This window comes from Brevibacillus sp. SAFN-007a, assembly GCF_051967035.1.
GTDB lineage: Bacteria > Bacillota > Bacilli > Brevibacillales > Brevibacillaceae > Brevibacillus.
On sequence record NZ_JBQCKK010000011.1, the window covers coordinates 86,034 to 103,360 of the forward strand.

At 55.8% G+C, this 17,327-nt stretch carries 14 protein-coding genes; 4 read left to right on the forward strand and 10 right to left on the reverse strand.

Annotated features, from left to right (window positions below; genetic code table 11):
• Positions 1-58: 58 nt before the first annotated feature.
• Positions 59-1,009, reverse strand: coding sequence for a hypothetical protein (locus ACTHO6_RS13470; protein WP_440242087.1), 951 nt, complete (start codon positions 1,007-1,009; stop codon positions 59-61).
• Between the two features lie 224 nt (positions 1,010-1,233).
• Between ACTHO6_RS13470 and ACTHO6_RS13475 the strand changes: the two genes are divergently transcribed.
• From ACTHO6_RS13475 to ACTHO6_RS13485, 3 genes are all read left to right on the forward strand, one after another.
• Positions 1,234-2,595: a VCBS repeat-containing protein gene (locus ACTHO6_RS13475; protein ID WP_440242088.1), complete on the forward strand. Its 1,362-nt coding sequence runs from the start codon at positions 1,234-1,236 to the stop codon at positions 2,593-2,595.
• Positions 2,596-2,666: 71 nt separating this feature from the next.
• Positions 2,667-3,377 carry a response regulator transcription factor gene (locus ACTHO6_RS13480; RefSeq protein WP_440242089.1) on the forward strand — a complete coding sequence of 237 codons (711 nt, stop codon included), beginning with the start codon at positions 2,667-2,669 and terminating at the stop codon, positions 3,375-3,377.
• Positions 3,364-4,785, forward strand: coding sequence for a sensor histidine kinase (locus ACTHO6_RS13485; protein WP_440242090.1), 1,422 nt, complete (start codon positions 3,364-3,366; stop codon positions 4,783-4,785). Before ACTHO6_RS13480 ends, ACTHO6_RS13485 begins: the two co-directional genes overlap by 14 nt.
• Before the next feature lie 198 nt (positions 4,786-4,983).
• Here the strand turns inward: ACTHO6_RS13485 and ACTHO6_RS13490 are convergent, their stop codons facing one another.
• Positions 4,984-5,616 (reverse strand): nitroreductase family protein, encoded by a 633-nt coding sequence (locus tag ACTHO6_RS13490; RefSeq protein ID WP_440242091.1) that lies wholly within the window; start codon positions 5,614-5,616, stop codon positions 4,984-4,986.
• A 163-nt stretch (positions 5,617-5,779) separates the two neighbouring features.
• On the opposite strand from ACTHO6_RS13490, the gene ACTHO6_RS13495 reads away from it, so the two are divergent.
• Positions 5,780-6,535 carry an SDR family NAD(P)-dependent oxidoreductase gene (locus ACTHO6_RS13495; RefSeq protein ID WP_440242092.1) on the forward strand — a complete coding sequence of 252 codons (756 nt, stop codon included), beginning with the start codon at positions 5,780-5,782 and terminating at the stop codon, positions 6,533-6,535.
• A gap of 227 nt (positions 6,536-6,762) precedes the next feature.
• Here ACTHO6_RS13495 and ACTHO6_RS13500 read toward each other — a convergent pair whose 3' ends face one another.
• The 8 genes from ACTHO6_RS13500 to ACTHO6_RS13535 form a co-directional block, all read right to left on the reverse strand.
• The gene (locus ACTHO6_RS13500) at positions 6,763-8,436 is read right to left on the reverse strand and encodes a b(o/a)3-type cytochrome-c oxidase subunit 1 (RefSeq protein WP_440242093.1); all 1,674 of its coding nucleotides are present in this window, start codon (positions 8,434-8,436) and stop codon (positions 6,763-6,765) included.
• 15 nt (positions 8,437-8,451) lie between these two features.
• Positions 8,452-8,919: a cytochrome c oxidase subunit II gene (locus ACTHO6_RS13505; protein ID WP_440242094.1), complete on the reverse strand. Its 468-nt coding sequence runs from the start codon at positions 8,917-8,919 to the stop codon at positions 8,452-8,454.
• Positions 8,920-8,943: 24 nt separating this feature from the next.
• Positions 8,944-9,111 (reverse strand): cytochrome c oxidase subunit 2A, encoded by a 168-nt coding sequence (locus ACTHO6_RS13510; protein WP_440242095.1) that lies wholly within the window; start codon positions 9,109-9,111, stop codon positions 8,944-8,946.
• Positions 9,112-9,316: 205 nt separating this feature from the next.
• Positions 9,317-11,014 carry a YcdB/YcdC domain-containing protein gene (locus ACTHO6_RS13515; protein ID WP_440242096.1) on the reverse strand — a complete coding sequence of 566 codons (1,698 nt, stop codon included), beginning with the start codon at positions 11,012-11,014 and terminating at the stop codon, positions 9,317-9,319.
• Positions 11,015-11,183: 169 nt separating this feature from the next.
• The gene (locus tag ACTHO6_RS13520; protein WP_440242097.1) at positions 11,184-11,840 is read right to left on the reverse strand and encodes a response regulator transcription factor; all 657 of its coding nucleotides are present in this window, start codon (positions 11,838-11,840) and stop codon (positions 11,184-11,186) included.
• Positions 11,815-12,906 (reverse strand): ATP-binding protein, encoded by a 1,092-nt coding sequence (locus ACTHO6_RS13525; RefSeq protein ID WP_440242098.1) that lies wholly within the window; start codon positions 12,904-12,906, stop codon positions 11,815-11,817. The genes ACTHO6_RS13520 and ACTHO6_RS13525 overlap by 26 nt, the downstream gene beginning before the upstream one ends.
• Positions 12,907-13,157: 251 nt before the next feature.
• A complete protein-coding gene (locus ACTHO6_RS13530; RefSeq protein WP_440242099.1) occupies positions 13,158-14,150 on the reverse strand; it encodes a copper amine oxidase N-terminal domain-containing protein in 993 nt (330 codons plus the stop codon).
• Between the two features lie 230 nt (positions 14,151-14,380).
• Positions 14,381-17,185, reverse strand: coding sequence for a calcium-translocating P-type ATPase, SERCA-type (locus ACTHO6_RS13535; RefSeq protein WP_440242100.1), 2,805 nt, complete (start codon positions 17,183-17,185; stop codon positions 14,381-14,383).
• Between the last annotated feature and the right edge of the window lie 142 nt (positions 17,186-17,327).

Consider the following 17,327-nt stretch of genomic DNA (forward strand, 5'->3'; position numbering starts at 1 on the left):
TATCGGAACCAAATAAAAAAGAGGGCGCCCCCCAACGGGCGAACCCTCTTTTCCGTCTCTACTTTACTCGCTTCATCGCAACGGCTTCCCCATGCGCTCCGATGATCGGCTGATACAGGCTGCGGTTGTTCAGCTGATCCTGATCCACCACCGGGGTCGGCCGATTCCTTTTCCATGTAATCTGGCTGTAGATATTGCCGGAAGCAGTCGGCATCGTGACCAAAATATCCTTGACCTGATCGTTGTTGCCATCCGTTATATGCAGCTTCGGCAGCAGACCACGGTCGCGCGCGCCTACGGAAATAAATGTCTGCTGGTTGTCTTTTCCTTCGCGAACGACAAGCCGCAGATTTTCCGCGGTCTGGTTCATCGAGAGGCCCATCTTGTCGCCGACCAGAAAGATGTGGTCTTTGACTCCATCCCCTGTCACATCGGCGTACTTGGTATCCAGCACAAACGTACTGTCGCTTTTCATTTTAAACCCGCTGTTGATCGAAACATCCGGCGAAGGCAAATTGTCGACGTCTGCTTTTTCCAGTGTGACTGCGAGCAGCTGCGGCTTTTGGTCCACGATCTTCCACACGCTGGTCGCCACGGCAATCTGATCCTGATTGTTTACGCCCCCAATGATTTGCTTGCCCATCCAGCGCAGATTGCCTTTGCCATCGCGGAAAGGCACCAACTCCACCAGCTTTTGCACGTAGCCGTTCGTCGGCTTTTGCAGCTTGCCGTTCGGCTGATAAATCCCTTGATTCAGGTACGTGGCTTTATTGCCGGACAAGTCAAATGTACTGACTGCTTTTGTGCGCAAGTTGGTTACCTTCGCTTGAAACCCATCGGTAAACGTAACGGAAAACGGAATGTGGTGCTGTGGTTGCAGCAGGACAACTGGCGCATACGTTTGGGACGAAAGGGCATTCGCATGAACCGGAACGGCCCCCAGTCCTGACGTAATGAGAATCGCGCCGCTCCATACGATTGTTGCCATCATTTTTTGCCAAGGTTTCATGATATTCTCCTCCTATGCAAATGGGCATGCTATTTCTTGCCAGATGGTTGTACCCCTGTCTTTTTTCCCCCTCTTCTCTCTAAACGAGATGGACAGGTCAAATGTTGCAAGGAATTCCTGCCTACGTTTTCTCTTTCGTTTTTACCGATTTGCAACAACTTCTGAGAAAAGGCACGCTACAATAGAGTCAAAATGGAAGCAACTGCAGAAAGGAACCATTCCCCATGAAAAAGGCTTGGCTTTTGTCTGCCGCGCTCTGCGCCACTCTCACAAGCGGTTGCGGCCTGGCAGATACCCCTAACGAATTGATGCGCGCCCCCTCTGCTGACGGCGATCAACAGTCGATCAATCAGGCTGTCATGCAGTTTTTGCCGGCGGGTTCACAGCTTGCTATGCCGCTCCACCCCGCAGAGGCGAGCGCCGTCTCTCTGCAAGACCTGAACGGCGATGGATCGCCAGAGGTTGTCGCCTTTTACAAGTCGGAAAAAACGGATTACGAAATCGGCGTGCTGGTTCTTTCCCAGAAGCAAGGCAGTTGGCAAAAGCTGACCTCCTTCACCGGGATCGGCAATGAACTCGACCATGCCTCGTTTCACGATCTGACCGGCGACCAGATTCCCGAGATGCTGATTGGGCTGGGCGGCGGTGACGGTTTGAACCGGGAGCTGTCGGTCTACTCGCTTGCCGACGGCAAAACCGAAGAACTGCTGAAGCGGCCCTATTCCGTCATGGCTGTTGGCGATTTGACGGGAGATCAGCAGGCGGAGCTGGCCCTGGTCCTGCACGATCATAACAACTTCACCTCCAAAGCCGAGCTGTTCGGCACCAAAGACGGTCACATCGCCAAGCTGACCGAGACAGCGCTCGACGGCTACGTGAATGGATACGAGCAAGCGCTTATCGGCAAAGCCTCCCCCACGCAAAATGCCCTGTTCATCGAAGCCGGGGTGGGGGCACACTCGGCCGCCACCGACCTGCTATTGTGGGAAAATGGCACCTTGCACAACCCACTGGCCCAAGCCGAGGGAGAGCTGGATTTGACCTTCAAGCCCTACCCTCTGTACAGTGAGGATATTAACGGGGACGGCATCATCGAGATCGGCACCCGAACACAGCCGCCTGGCACAGAAGAGCTGCCGATGGTCGAAATCCCCTGGATCTCCTCCTATTTTCAATGGGACGGCAAGACCGGGCTGAAGCACGTCGAGGATCATTACCAAAACGTTGCTCTCGGGCTCGATCTGAAAATCCCGGAAAAATGGGGCAAGACATTCACGATATCCGTCCGTTCTCATGCCAATTCGCCCGTCATCCGCTTTTTCTACTACGGCGAAAACGGCAAGAACAAAGCCGAGCTTTTGACGCTCCAAACCATTCCGCAAACCGAATGGAACAAATTCGAGAGCGGACTCAAGCAAAAGCAGGTGCCGTACGTTCTGTTAAAGGAGGAAGGAAAGCAGGTGCTGATCGCACTCCTTCCGCAAACGACACCGAGCCTGGGCAAGTCTGCCATGCAGGAGTACCGCTCCATGCAACTTACGGCAGACGAGATACGTCAGCTCTACAAGCCTTTATCCGTTCCGTGATAAAGGCCGATGCTGCTTGATCCCATTACTGTCACTGAACAAGTCGAAAACAGATCAAGGGGATTTGCCATATGAAGGTTTTAGTGCTGGAAGACGAAAAATCGATCCGCGATTTTGTGCGCATCAACCTGCGGCGCGAAGGCTGCGAGGTCATTGAGGCGGCGACAGGCGAAGAAGCACTGGAAATCGCGCAGACACAAAGCGATATCGAAATCGCCATCCTGGATGTGATGCTGCCTGGCATCGACGGCTTTGAGGTGTGCGGGCAGCTGCGCCAAAAATACCCGCGCCTCGGGATCATCATGCTTACCGCCAAGAGCCAGGAGCTGGACAAAGTCATGGGGCTGGAGTTCGGGGCTGACGATTACGTCTCGAAGCCGTTCAGTCCGGCAGAGCTTTTGGCCCGCGTAAAGGCATTGCACCGCAGGCTGGCTCCCCTCTCCTCCGCTGTCGAGGACAAACATACGATCGATATCGCTCCCTTCACCCTGCTGCTCGATGAGCGGAAGCTGATTAAAAAGGATCAGGAAATCGTCCTGACCCCCAAGGAGTTTGCCATTATCAAGCTGCTGGCCGAAAATGCCAACAAAGCAATCAGTCGCGATGAGATTTTAACGAAGGTCTGGGGGCAATTTTTCGTCGGGGACTTGAAAATTGTGGATGTGAACATTCGCCGCATTCGCCAAAAAATCGAGGATGACCCTGCCCACCCGACCTTCCTGGAAACGGTCTGGGGGTACGGCTACCTCTGGCGGAAGGACGCTCCTGATGAAAGGAATTAGAAGCAGACTCGTTTTTTATTTCGGCATGATCCTCTTGTTGATCGTGCTTGTGCTGGAAGGACTGTTTTACTGGGCCGTCCATACGTACTACTTTGGGACCGCTACCGAAGCGTTGGAGACGCGCAGCACGACCTTCACCAATTTTATCAACAAGTACGCAACCGGCTACCGGCTGAAAGACAAGGCCCGTTACATTCTGGAAAACGTATCGAGCCAGGAATACGCCAAAATCGAAGTTCTCGACCTGAACGGCAAAGTCATTCTCAACTCCTACGGCTTCCAGACGGGAGAGCTGATCCAAACTTCCGACGTCACCGATGCGATTCGGGGGCAAAAAGGACGGTTCGTGGGCAGAACCCCGCACTCCCGCGAGCGGGTCATCGCGATATCCAATCCCCTCACCTTCGGGTCTGAATACGTGGGTGTCCTGCGTTACACGATCTCGGCAGAGCCTCTGTACCAGGCGGTCAACCGCATCGCCCTGTACGGACTGAGCGTCGGGGCCGGAGTCGTTCTGCTGGCCTTCGCCCTCAGCCTGCTCATCGCCAAGCGGATCGTCGACCCCATCGAAGACCTGACCAAAGCGGCGAAGCAAATGGCGGAGGGCAACTTCACCGCCCGCGCCCCCAAACGCTATGACGACGAGGTAGGGACGCTCGCCGATACGTTCAACTACATGGCGGCGGAGATCGGCAAAAACGAAAAGCTGAAAAACGACTTCATTTCCTCCGTTTCCCACGAGCTGCGCACGCCGCTGACCTCGATCAAGGGCTGGGGAGAGACGCTCATCTCCGGCGGCCTGGAGGACCCGGAGGAAACCATGCTCGGACTTGAAGTCATCTCCAAAGAAACGGATCGCCTCATCGGCCTGGTGGAAGAGCTGCTCGACTTCTCGAAGTTTCAGTCCGGCGAAATGAAGCTCTCCCGTGAGCTGCTCGATGTGCGCGAGATTCTCGACGACATGCGCGTGCAGTTCGCCATCCGCGCCCAGGAAAAGCAAATGAATTTTCAGGTGACGCTGCCATCCTCTCCCCTGACCGTCATGGGCGACCGCAACAGGCTGAAGCAGGTGTTCGTCAATCTGCTGGACAACGCCCTCAAATTTACGCCGAAGGGCGGCACGATTTCCGTGACAGCGACGGCCTCGGAGGGAAGGTTGACGGTCACCGTCGCAGATAGCGGAGAAGGGATTCACCCGAACGATTTGCCGCACGTCACGGAAAAATTTTTCAAAGGGCGCTCCAAGCTGTCTGGCAGCGGACTGGGACTCGCGATCTGCAAGGAGATCGTTCACCTGCACGCGGGGCGCTTTCTGGTCAGCAGCAAGCAGGGGCAGGGCACTTCGATCATGGTAGAGCTGCCTCTCGCCCTTGCCCCTACCCTTGCGGTAAATCCTCCGGCAGATTGACCAGGCTGTCGGTCCCGCTTGTTCTCCCCCCGTCCAGGCGGAAAGCTGGAGTTCCTTGGCGCGACGGTTATGCGCCGATGGCAGCAGGACGTGTCTTTTCCATGAAAAATCCCCCACCATCGACAGAGGAAGGACTTGCTTTTCTCCGTCGATGATGGGGGCCATATCCCATCAAGGTATCTTTTTCCTAAGGTTGAATTAGAAGCGGTTCGTAATGACCAGCTCATCCAGTCCGAAGCGGGCTGTCGGATAAGCTTGCACGCTAGCTTTGCCAAGCGTCAGCATCAACGTCGGGATGTAGCGGGACGGGATGTTCAGCTCTTTGACGAGCGCATCGCGATCGTACCCGCCCATTGGGCATGTGTCGTAGCCTTTGGCTTTTGCCGCCAGCATCAGTTGCATGGCCGCATAGGAGGAATTGCGGATGGCTTCATCGCGGGCAATCTCCGGATTGTTTTTGTAAGCTGCTTCGATTTGCGCGATCAAGGTGTCGCGCACTTGCTCGGTCACGTAGCCTTTTTCGAGAGCGGAGTCATAGACCGGACGCGCCGACTTGTACGCCTCCAAATCGCCGAGGATGATAATGGTGGCATACGCATCCACAACCTGCTGCTGGCCGTATGCGATCGGCAACAGCTTTTCCTTGATGGCTGGGTCCGTCACGACGAGAAAACGCCAATGCTGCAGGTTCCAGGAGGAAGGAGCGCTTGCCGCGAGACGCAAAATCTCGTTCAGTTCTCCCTGTGGAATCGTTGCGTTCGGATCGTATTTGCGCACGCTGTGGCGTGCTTCCATTACCTGTTCGACGGTCATTTTCAGTTCTGTATTCAAAGTTTTCTCTCCTCTCCATCTGTAAAAAATCCTGTTCCAAACCTATAACTTACTTTAATATAGTTACAAACGCCATGCAATCCCTTTTTCTTCCTGATTACAGTTTGACGGAAGACGAACAGGGGCACGTTGTTACCTACCTTATTGTTTGGAGGAGTTTTGCATGAAATACACGGATAACATTGTCATCGTCACAGGTGGCGGACAGGGCATCGGACTAGCCGTCGCCACCATGTACGCCGCGCACGGCGCTCACGTCGTCATCGCGGAGCGCAATCCTGCCGCTGGCGAAGCTGCCATCCAGAACATAAACGGAGCAGAAGCGATCGCAGGCTCGGCTACTTTTGTCCAAACCGACGTGAGCGAACCGCAGCAGATCGAGCGGCTGATGCAAACCGTCGACGCCCGCTGGGGACGGCTCGACGTGCTCATCAACAACGCCGGCTTGTCCGTCTGGGAGTCCCCCTACGACCTGACCGTCGAAGCGTGGGACCGCATTCTGAACACGAACCTGCGCAGCGTCTTCCTCGCGTCGCGGGAAGCGGCCAAAATCATGCGGCGAAACGGCGGCGGCGCGATCGTCAACCTGGCTTCTACCCGAGCGCATATGTCCGAACCGCACTCCGAGGCATACGCCGCGTCCAAGGGGGGCATTTTGGCGCTCACCCACGCTCTGAGCGTGTCGCTTGGACCTGACCGGATACGGGTGAACGCCATTTCGCCAGGCTGGATCGAAAATGGCGATTACTCCGCCCTGCGTCCCCAGGATCATGCGCAGCATCCCGCAGGAAGAGTCGGCACGCCGGACGATATCGCACGCGCCTGCCTTTTCTTGACGAGCAAGGACAACGACTTCATTACCGGCACAGAGCTGGTCGTCGATGGAGGCATGACGCGCAAAATGATTTACGAGCCATAAAGCTAAACCAATGCCTCTCCTCCTGAATACGTTGTGGGTAACGAGAGATAAAGGAGGAGTTCGATGTCTTTCGAAGAGGAAGATCTCAGGCTGATTGCCCTCTGGCTGTTGGCGATCGGCTTTTTGATTCTCGCCATCACGGAGTTCGCCGCCCTTGGCTATTGGTAATACGGGTAAAAGGAAGAGCCACTCCCCTGCACGGGAAGCGGCTCTTTGCCTTTGCATGGCTACCAGGTTCGGAACGGAGGCGAGCCTGGCGCCTGATGCTGGATTTGCTCCATGATCGGGTATCCATAGGCCAGAACGATCAGGAAAGCAACCAGTCCGATCCATACGGGCCAACGCTCCAGAATGCGCGGAACTTCTTGGGTCGTTTCCGTTTCGGCAATCGGATATTCCGTATTGCCTTTTGGCGCGTAGAACGTCAGGTACAGCAGAATGAGGATCAACAGAATCGCCGATACAAACAACAGCCCTCCGCCAAACGCCATGACGCGCTGGTAATCCATCCAGCCGAGCGCGGTCGGATGATCCATGTACGTCGTATAGTCGGTGCGGCGCGGCGCCCCTTGCAGGCCCATCGTATGCATCGCGAGCGACATCAGGAACATCCCTACTGCCCAGAAGACGGTCTGCACCATCCCCATCCGGTTCGCCGTCTTGGTCAGCCTGCGCCCGGTCAAGGCCGGCACCAACCAGAAGCTGACGCCGAAAAAGGTGAGCGCAACCGCGGCGCCGACTGTGATGTGAAAATGCCCGGTCACCCAAATCGTATTGTGCACGACGGCGTTGAGCTGGTTGCTGGCATTGATGATTCCGCCCGCACCGCCCGGAATGAAGAACAGCATACCCACAAAGGGGGCGAAGAAGCGAACGTCAGTCCAAGGCAGTTTCTTGAACCAGCCGAACAAACCGCCGCCGCCCTTTTTGCGGCCTGTCGTCTCGAAGACGGCAAACATCGAGAACGCTGTCATCAGCGACGGAATGACTACGATCAGCGTCAGCGTGACGTGAATCATTTTCCATCCGGCGGAAATTCCCGGCTCCATCAACTGGTGGTGGAACCCGACCGGAATGGAGAACAACAAGAGACAAATAAAGGCGAGGCGGCTGAGCGAGTCACTGAACACATGACCGCCGATAATACGCGGAACGCATACGTACCAGGCCATGTAAGCCGGCATTAGCCAGAAGTAAACGAGCGGGTGACCGAAAAACCAGAACAACGTGCGGCTGAGCATGATGTTGATTGTCGGCACCAGTCCGAGCGACCACGGAATGAGCTGGAACAGTACCTCGACTGCTACCGGAAGGGTCGCGATGATCCACATGATGTACGTCGTGACCGCCATGAAGACAAACAGCGGAGAGTTTTTTCCCGGATGTTCCCGTCTCCATTTGCGGTAGCTGGCAAAAACCCCGAAGCCCGCCAGCCAACTGCCCACGACGAGCAAGGCCGAGCCGATGTAAAAATACGGCGATGCTTTCAGCGGAGCGTAGAAGGTGTACAAGACCGAAGCTTCATTCATCAAGATCGTGACGACCGCCATTGACGTGCCCGTCACCATGAGAATCCAGCCCGTCCAGCCGAATTTCAGCGCCGCTCCATGCAAGGAACCGCCTGTCGTGCGGGCGACGCCGGAGAAAAGAAAGCCGACGATAAAAAACGTGGTAAAAATGAGTGCCATCAATACGCCATGAGCGGTCAAGATTTGATAGTAGTTCGTCCAGCTTGGCAGTTCTATGATACCGCCGCGCACCATTCCCTGCAGCATCCCTGCCAATGCAGCCAGCCCGAAGGCGATATACGCCACCCATACATACGACAGACTAAGCCTTGCCGCTGAACGCTGTATCGGAACATGGGGAATCGAATCGTCTATTTTTCGTGCGATTACCATAGGGTTCACCTGCCTCTATTTCACAATAATCGTCGTCGCCATCACCTGATGGCCTGCGCCGCAGTATTCGTTGCAAAGAATCAAGTATTCGCCTGGCTTGTCAAACGTATAACTGGCCGAGCTGATATGTCCCGGCAAAACCATGAAGTTGACGTTGGTCTCCGGAATCTGGAAGCCGTGAATAACGTCCGGACTGGTAACGTGGAAGTTGATTGTCGAGCCTGCCGGAACCTCCATCTTCGTCGGCGAGAACCCGAAAGCAAACGCCGTCATGTAAGCGTCGTACTCCTTGTCCCCTACCTGCTTCAGACCAGGTTTGTCAAAAGGAGGGGTTTCCGTCACCTGTTCGGGGTCGATCATTTCCATACTGCTTGGCGGGGCCATGCCCATCGCAAACGCGTTGACGCACAGCAACACGATAAACAATGCCAGCCCGCCAGCCCCCAGCATCAGCCATATTTTTTCATAACGGTGCAAATGCATACGTCTCCTCCTTCTCTCCTTCTTTTACGCCCGTTCCAGGAAAAGCCCGAATACACCCAGCCAACCGACGAGAATGGTGCCTCCTACAATCAGCACAGCGACAAACGTTCCCTTCAGCTCCTCTTGTTCCGGTTGCGTCTTTTTTTCTTTTGCCTTTTTGCTTTGCTTCCATTTGTCGATTTGCGTCTCCATCACACGGTTCTCCTTTCTGTGTGCCGCGCAAGCGCATCCTGTCTTTTACGCCTTCATTCTACTCCTGGAACCAGATGGAAGTAATTCGGGGAAATCCCCTAAAATGCTCGGGGAAACTCCTGATTCTGCCCGATTTGTGTCACAGATTCGACAAAAAAAGCCGATTTCTGCAAGAGCAGATCGGCTTTATCGGTATGCACGAGGCTTAGGGGTATTTGACTTCGATTACCTTTCCAGTAGTGGCATCGACGAAACGGAAGCTACCTTCCTGCTTTGGCTGGTAGACCAGCCTCGGCTCAGGTGCGCGTTGATCTTCGTACTGTTCCCAGCTATACACCAGCTCCAGCTCGACTCCTTGTAGATACGCTTCTTTGGCTTCCTGGGCGCTGACCAGCTTCGTGGCAGCAGGCAAGACAATGTCAGGGGGGATCGGGTGGAAACTCAACTCTGTAATCGCGCCCGTCACCTGATCGATCACAACCCGGTAAAACTCATCCGCTACGGGAATTCCGCTGCGTTTCCCCTGGAAGAAAAAGGTGAACTCCCGCGGCTCCTCCCGTTTTTTCAGCTTGCTCTTGTCCACCCACTCCGGGATTGCTTCCCCTTGCAGGAGCGTAACCAGCGTCAGCTCGGAAACAGTCGGATCGAGGTATGGCTGCAACGTGGCAAGCGCTTTTTTCTTCGCTTCATCGACGCTGATTGTTGGCTTTTGCTCCTTTTTTCTCTGCTGATCCAAGCTGAAATCGGTCAAGCGGTTACTGACGGCGTCAGTCGTGATCGTGATGGTGTCGAAGGCCGCTTCGTCGTTGTCCGCAAGATTTAGCCAGTGATACGATGCAATCGGCTGCCATCCTTCCCGTTGATCCTTCTTGTTATCGTTGTATTCAAAGGCAGCACCTGCGACATCAATGCCGAACTGCGCCTTTAGCCATTGCTCGGCCTCTGTTTGCGAAGCAATCTTGACGGTCTTTCCTTCGCCTTTTACCTGCACGGTTTCGCTTGCCTGATGATCCGCCGTGCCCAGCACCTCTCCTGTGAGCGCATCGATTTTAGACACATCGTATGACCGATAAACGATCATCGGCTTCTTCCCGGCCGGTCTGCCAGGCGCGGAAAAGGAGGTCGGCTGCTCGGCTACGTATTCCAGCTCCATTTTCAGTTTATCCTGATACATTTGCTTTGCTTTTTCCAGGGAGATCGCTTTTTGCGGGTCGGGCCATTTTACCTCGTCAGGGCGGATTTGGTTGTACGCGTCAAAATGGACGATGCGTCCGGCGCGGTCGACCGACACCAAAAGGGCATAGCCATCCAGCGCAATCTGGTTGATTAGCGTCTGGTAGTAGACGGTAGAAAATGCCCAGTTGATCATTCCGCCTTTCCCGTCGCCTGTCCCCGCTGTTCCTCTGCTCACTGCGTCTGCCTGCTTGAATTGGCTGGCATCCTTGCCGAGCATGCTGGCGAGAAACGCATCGGCCTTTTCGCGCGCCAGCTTTTCTTCCGGGTAATCGGTTGACGCCCAGGCCGGATTTTGTACATCCAGGTAAAGCAGTCGACCTGTCGCTGCATCCAGCTCGATTCTGACTGTTACATCAGCGGAGCGATTTTTCCCTGCGCCTGATTCTGGCCGATCCGTCAACCTCAGGCTCCAGACCGGATTTGGATAAGCGCGAAAGGGATGCTTGCCCACCGACTTACTTTCCAGGCGAAGCTGCTTGCATTCCGGAATCGCTTCCATCAGCTTGTCGAGCGTGTTTTGCGCCTCTTTGGAAAGCTCCTTTTGCTGAGACGGTTGCTCCTGCACACGGTCCGCTACTTCTGCCTTCGATGGGACCGTCCCCATTGGCGTTGCAGCGAGCAAGCAAGCCGCAATGCCTGTCATGACAGATTGGTTGATCCTCTTCATCTCGCCCCTCCTGAATCGTGATCTTGGATATTGTTTACATTCTCACATAAGACGGGGAAGAGAGCCAGTAAGTTACATATTCTCCCACTATTTGACGCAATAAAAAACACGCCCGCAGAATGAAATAGGCGTGTGGAAGCAGGAGCAAGGCTTTGGGCTGGGTGTAGACTTATTCAAAATCAAGCCAGCCTTTTTTGATCGCATAGCGCACCAGATCAGGACGCGTGCGCAGATGCAGCTTTTCCATGATGTGCGCCTTGTGCGACTCGACGGTCTTCACGGAAACGGTGAGCCGCTCGGCGATTTCCTTGTTGCTGAAGCCTTTGGCGATCAGCACGAGCACTTCTTTTTCCCGGTCGGTCAAAATCTCGTACTTGGCCTGCTCCTCGCCGTTCTTGACCATCTGCAAAAACTCCTCGATCAGCGATTTGGTCGCCGACGGATACAAATACGCCATGCCGCTGTTCACCGAGCGGATGGCGGCGATCAGATCGAGATCAGGGGCGCTTTTCAAAATATATCCGGCAGCTCCGGCCTGCAACACGCGGAACAAGTATTCCTCGTCGTCGTGCATCGTCAGGACGAGCACCGCAATGTCCGGCGCCGCTTCTTTCAGTCTCGCGGTCGCGGTCAGGCCGTTCTCCCCCGGCGGCATGCTCAAATCCATCAGCACCACGTCCGGGCGAATTTCCAGGGCTTTTTCGCAAGCTTCCTTGCCGTCAGCCGCGTAGCCGACGACTTCCATGTCCTCCTGGGCGTTGATTAGCATCCCCAATCCGGACCGCACAATCGCGTGATCGTCAGCGATCAAGACGTGAATCGTCATCCAAAACCTCCTCCTCAGGCAACGGAATACGGACGATGACCGTCGTCCCCTCCTGGGGCGCCGAGCGAATATCGACCGTACCCCCAAGCAGCTGCGCCCGTTCCTTCATGCCGAACACGCCGAGCCCTTTGCCGACAAGCAACGTCTTCTCCACCTCAAAGCCGATACCGTCGTCCACGATCGTTACCACTACTTCTTTTTCCCGATTTTCGAACATGATCCCGAGCTGGCTGGCCTGCGCGTATTTCGCCGTATTGGTCATCGCCTCCTGCACGATCCGGTACAGCGCAGTCTCCATCGGAGCCGAGTACCTGCGCTTCTCTCCCTGCACATGCAGCTCGACCTGGATGTGAAACGTCTTTTCCACGCGCTTCATCAACGAGCGCAAGGCAGGCAGGAGGCCGAGGTCATCGAGGGCGGACGGGCGCAGCTCCAAGGCCATGCGCTTGACTTCCTCCATCGCCCTAGAGGTCATGTTCACCAGCTCCGTTACATGCTGCATGACCGCCTCGCCCGGATTGCCCTGGCGGACCACGTTCAGTCCGACCAAAATACTGTAAAGCGCCTGCCCGATGCCGTCGTGCAGCTCGCGGGCAATTCGCTTGCGCTCCTCCTCCTGCGCCTGAATGGCAAAATGGGTCAGCTTGTGCTGATAACGCTCTTTTTCCGCACGCTGCTGAGCCGACATATCGCGCAAAATCATCACCAGCTTGCCCCCTGATTCGTCAGGCAGCCGGGCAGAGCTGGCTGCTACGGGATAATCGCGTCCGTCTTTTGTACGGAGCTTCATTTCAAAGGACGGCATCTGTACGCGCTTGAAAAAACAATCCGTACAACTCGTCTCCTCCATACAGGTAGCCATCCCCAGGCAAAGCTCGCAAATATGCTTTTCCCGGATCAGCTCGTCTTCGGTCCAACCCGTCATCTGCTCCAGCGCGGCGTTGGCTTTGACGATCCTTCCTTCACAGTCGATCACCAGAATGGCGTCACTGACGTGAGCAAAGATGGACTGCATCAAGGTGATGACTTCATGGGAGGTTCCCAGATCTTCTCTCCACGTACTCATGCGCTCCTCCTTTGCGACACTCATCTACGTGTTATTGTAGAGTGTACAGGGGCGGTTGTGTATCAGGGAATTCCCTTAACCTGCCCGGACAGGCCTGCTGCGGCCGGATCATCTGCATGGCATACGCTTTTTGACCGGGAATGAAGGAACCAGATGCAAAAAACCGGAGCGGCAGATACCGTTCCGGTTCTCTTCTCATTTCTGGAAGATGCTTTTCGCAGGAGCCGAACCTGCTTTTCTCGTTGGCCTTTTTATTCTGCGGTTTCTACGACGATCTTCTCCGCCACGCCGATCGGCGGCAGGCTGCGCGTCAGCTTTGGCCCGTAGAACGCGAACACGTTCATGTCTTTTTTCAGTTCTTCCGGCTTGAGTGCTTTGTTGTCTCTGGCGTTGACGATGACCGTCTTGTCGTTGATAATCAGCGCTACCTTTTCCGGAGAGGTCGCTGTCAAACCGCGGCCCTCTACCAGCATTTTGTAGGTGCCTTCCTGATCTGGCTCGATGCTGACTACTTTCCCTGTTGTCCCTAATACTTCCGCGGATTCCAGGCTGCTCTTGACCACGATGCTGAGCGCCCCCGTTTGCGGCGGCATGCTCATCGCCATGAATTTTTGGTGCGTCGCTTCCACTTCCATGCCGAGCTTCAAGTCTTCCGGCTTCAGCACTTTGCCCGCCGCATCCGTCAATTTGGTTTCCTCGCTGATGTGCAGGATGATGCCCGTCTCATAGCCCCCCAACGCAATGGAGACGTTGCCATCGGCTGTTTTGTTGATCGCCGTGATTGTGCCAGTGCGAACGGGCGCTTTTTCTGCCTCTTCGTCCACCACCGTCACCGCACTGTCTGTAACATGGACTTCCGCTTGCAGGATTTCATCTACGAAAGCGACGGGAACGTAGGTGCTGCCGTTCAGGAGACGCGGCTTTGCTCCGAGTGTCTTGTACATGTTCCCGAACGGATAGCGATCCTCTCCGACCTTTGCGTAACTTGCGATCGCGCCTCTTTGCACTTCGGCTGCCTTCCGCTCGTTGTTCCAGCTTACTTCGTACCCGAGGGATTCAGCCACTTGGCGCAGCGGAACCAGAACGGTCTGTTGCCCTTTATCCACAATCGCCGCTTGCTGAATCGCACTTCCGTTTACATGGACCGCCAGTTCTTTTTCTGGTTCGGAGGCAGCCGATACGATATTCGTTCCCAACACGGCCAAAGCCGCCATTGTCATCATGCCTGTACGGATGGTTTTCATGTTGTATTCCTCCAATGCTTGTTTTTTACTACTTTTTTGTTTCTATGCATTGGACGGAGTAGCGTTGGATACGTTTCAGCCCCATCGGAACAAACTGAGCTTGACCAAATAAAGGAATAAGAAAAAGGGCGGACAGCTTGCCGCCCCCTCTTCCAGTCTGCTGCCAGGTCGCAAAACGGAATAACCACGCGCAAATCGACCTCGGCGTAAAGGTAGTCGCTGACGCGCTCTCAATCAGGGCGCACCGTGCGCATGGAGGAGCGCTGTTGCTTGCCCGGGCGCGGGCGGCCGCTGGCGAGCACGCCGCCGATTCCTGCCACGAACGTCGGGACACCGGATGTGACGAGAATCAACGCCCAGTCGCGAATGGACAGATCGGTCGTTTTGAAAATCGGCTGGAGAGCGTCGATGTACACGACTCCAAGCACCAGCACCAGGGACGAAATGACAGCCCAGACGAGGTATTTGTTTTCAAACACGTTGCGGTGAAACACGCTGTACTGGCTGCGGCAATCGAACACGTGGATAAGCTGGGCCATGACCAACGTCACGAAGGCGACGGTCTGGGCGTGGACCAGATCGTTCGGATTCTCGCGCAGCGTCAGCCAGAAAGCGAGCAGCGTCATGGCTCCGATCAAAAAGCCGCGGCTGATGATCTTCCAGCCCAAGCCCCTGCCGAAAATGTTTTCCGCCTTGTTGCGCGGCCGCTGGTACATCGTGTCGGCCTCAGCCTGATCGACCCCGAGAGCCATGGCGGGCAAGCCGTCTGTCACCAGATTGACCCACAAAATCTGAATGGGAACGAGCGGCAGCGGCAAGCCGAGCAGCATCGCGAAAAACATGACGAGAATCTCGCCCACATTGGAAGCGAGCAAATAGCGGATAAATTTGCGGATGTTGTCGTAGATGTTGCGGCCTTCCTCGACGGCGGCGACAATCGTGGCGAAGTTGTCGTCGCGCAAAACCAGATCGGCCGCTTCCTTCGTTACGTCTGTGCCGGTAATCCCCATGGCGATGCCGATGTCCGACGTTTTGATCGCCGGAGCGTCATTGACGCCGTCGCCTGTCATGGCGACTACGTGCCCTTTGCTTTGCAGGGCGCGTACAATCCGCAGCTTGTGCTCGGGAGATACCCGCGCGTACACGGTTACCCGCTCGGCGTGATCGGCAAGCGTCGCATCGGACATCCCGTCCAGCTCCCGCCCCTCCAGCACTTCGCCGTAGCCGCGCATCAGCCCGATCTGGCGGGCGATGGCTTCGGCCGTCACCTTGTGGTCGCCTGTAATCATGACGGTCTTGATGCCCGCCTGATGGCACAGGTTGATCGCGGAACGTACCTCCTCGCGCGGCGGGTCGATCATCCCGGCCAGGCCGACGAAGACGAGATTGTTTTCCATCGTGCCGATCGGCTGCCCAGGGCGATAGCCTTGCAGCGTTTTGTAGGCAAAGCCGAGAACCCGCAGCGCTTTTCCCGCCATTCGCTCCGTCTGCTCCAGCACCCGATGGCGCAGGGACGCTGTCAGCGGCTGTAGCTCACCTCTCCACAAAATATGCGTCGATCGGGCCAGCACCGCTTCGGCAGCGCCTTTCGTCAACAGGGAATGAACGCCGTCTGCCCCTTTTTCCACAACGGACATCATTTTTCGGTCAGAATCAAAGGGCAGCTCCTCGACACGCACCGACTGCTGCTTCGGGTTGCCCCGGTCCGTGGCAGTACCCGTTGCTTTTGCAGCCAGCACCTTCAACGCGCCCTCTGTCGGGTCGCCGACGATCTGCCAATGCCGCGTAGTTTTGCCCATGCCAAGCAAGTTGCGTGTGCCTTGTTCTTCGCAGATCAGGCGCGCATTGTTGCAGCGGTCCGCGATGCGAATGATTTGCGCAAGCGCTCCGTCGCGGGAAGGGGACACCATTTTTCCCTGATAGTGAAAAGCGCCCTCCGGCACGTAGCCGCTTCCGGTGATTTCATACGTGGAATCACTGTGCCAGACATGGGTAACGGTCATTTTGTTCTGGGTGAGCGTGCCTGTCTTGTCGGAGCAGATGACAGAAGCGCAGCCGAGCGTCTCCACTGACGGCAGCTTGCGCACGATTGCATTGCGCCGGATCATTCGCTGCACGCCAAGCGCCAGCGCGACCGTCACAATAGCGGGCAAGCCTTCCGGGATGGCCGCTACCGCCAGACTGACCCCTGCCAAAAACATCGTAAACAGCTCATGTCCGTGCCAAACCCCTGCTACAATGACGACAATCGTCAGCAGCAAAGCGACGACCACGAGAATTTTGCCCATTTGCTCCAGGCGCACCTGCAACGGCGTCTCCGCTTCTTCCGCCGTATTCATCAGGTGGGCGATCTTCCCGATTTCCGTCTGCATGCCCGTCGCCACGACGATGCCGCTCCCGGTTCCGCCCGTCACCATCGTGCCCATGAAGGCGAGGTTTTTCTGATCGCCCAGCGGAACCGTCGAAGCTTGGGCCGTATCCAATTTTTGAACGTTTTTTCCGACAGGGACCGATTCGCCTGTCAGCGCTGACTCCTCTACCTCCAGCCGATTGGCGGTCAACAGCCGCATGTCCGCCGGAACCCGATCCCCCGCTTCGAGCACCACCAAATCACCCGGCACCAGGTGGGAAGCGGGAATCATGGAGATGTGCCCCTCGCGAATGACCCGGGCCATCGGGGATGCCAGCTCCTTGAGCGCTTGCAGGGATCGTTCAGCCTTCGCTTCCTGAATGAACCCGAGTATGCCGTTAATGATGATGATCGCAATAATCGTAATCGCATCCAGATACTCTCCCAGGAAGTAAGAGATCAACGTGGCGATGAACAGGATGAGCACCATGAAATCCTTGAACTGGTCGAGAAAGACCGAGTAGAGAGGCTTGCGTTTGGTTTCAGCCAACTGGTTGGCACCTTGCTTAGCCAGTCTCCGCTCCGCCTCTTGCTGGGTCAATCCCTGCGCCGCATCGCTATGAAGGGCTTCGGTCACGTCTGCCGCTGCCAGCGTGTACCATTTTCGAATTGGCTGTGTATCCACCTACATCTCCTCCATCCACTTCTCACTCATTGTCATGTGTATGCAGACGAGCCAGAAAATAAAACAGGGGCTGTCCAGAAAGTCAGTGTAAAACTGACTGCTGGACGCCCCGTTTTTAATCGAATGGTAACGCGAGCTTCTC

Excerpts from the sequence above, each read along its gene's own strand:
- ACTHO6_RS13470 (WP_440242087.1), bottom strand. The coding sequence starts at position 1,009 with ATGAAACCTTGGCAAAAAATGATGGCAACAATCGTATGGAGCGGCGCG.
- ACTHO6_RS13475 (WP_440242088.1), top strand. The coding sequence starts at position 1,234 with ATGAAAAAGGCTTGGCTTTTGTCTGCCGCGCTCTGCGCCACTCTCACA.
- ACTHO6_RS13480 (WP_440242089.1), top strand. The coding sequence starts at position 2,667 with ATGAAGGTTTTAGTGCTGGAAGACGAAAAATCGATCCGCGATTTTGTG.
- ACTHO6_RS13485 (WP_440242090.1), top strand. The coding sequence starts at position 3,364 with ATGAAAGGAATTAGAAGCAGACTCGTTTTTTATTTCGGCATGATCCTC.
- ACTHO6_RS13495 (WP_440242092.1), top strand. The coding sequence starts at position 5,780 with ATGAAATACACGGATAACATTGTCATCGTCACAGGTGGCGGACAGGGC.
- ACTHO6_RS13500 (WP_440242093.1), bottom strand. The coding sequence starts at position 8,436 with ATGGTAATCGCACGAAAAATAGACGATTCGATTCCCCATGTTCCGATA.
- ACTHO6_RS13505 (WP_440242094.1), bottom strand. The coding sequence starts at position 8,919 with ATGCATTTGCACCGTTATGAAAAAATATGGCTGATGCTGGGGGCTGGC.
- ACTHO6_RS13510 (WP_440242095.1), bottom strand. The coding sequence starts at position 9,111 with ATGGAGACGCAAATCGACAAATGGAAGCAAAGCAAAAAGGCAAAAGAA.
- ACTHO6_RS13515 (WP_440242096.1), bottom strand. The coding sequence starts at position 11,014 with ATGAAGAGGATCAACCAATCTGTCATGACAGGCATTGCGGCTTGCTTG.
- ACTHO6_RS13520 (WP_440242097.1), bottom strand. The coding sequence starts at position 11,840 with ATGACGATTCACGTCTTGATCGCTGACGATCACGCGATTGTGCGGTCC.
- ACTHO6_RS13525 (WP_440242098.1), bottom strand. The coding sequence starts at position 12,906 with ATGAGTACGTGGAGAGAAGATCTGGGAACCTCCCATGAAGTCATCACC.
- ACTHO6_RS13530 (WP_440242099.1), bottom strand. The coding sequence starts at position 14,150 with ATGAAAACCATCCGTACAGGCATGATGACAATGGCGGCTTTGGCCGTG.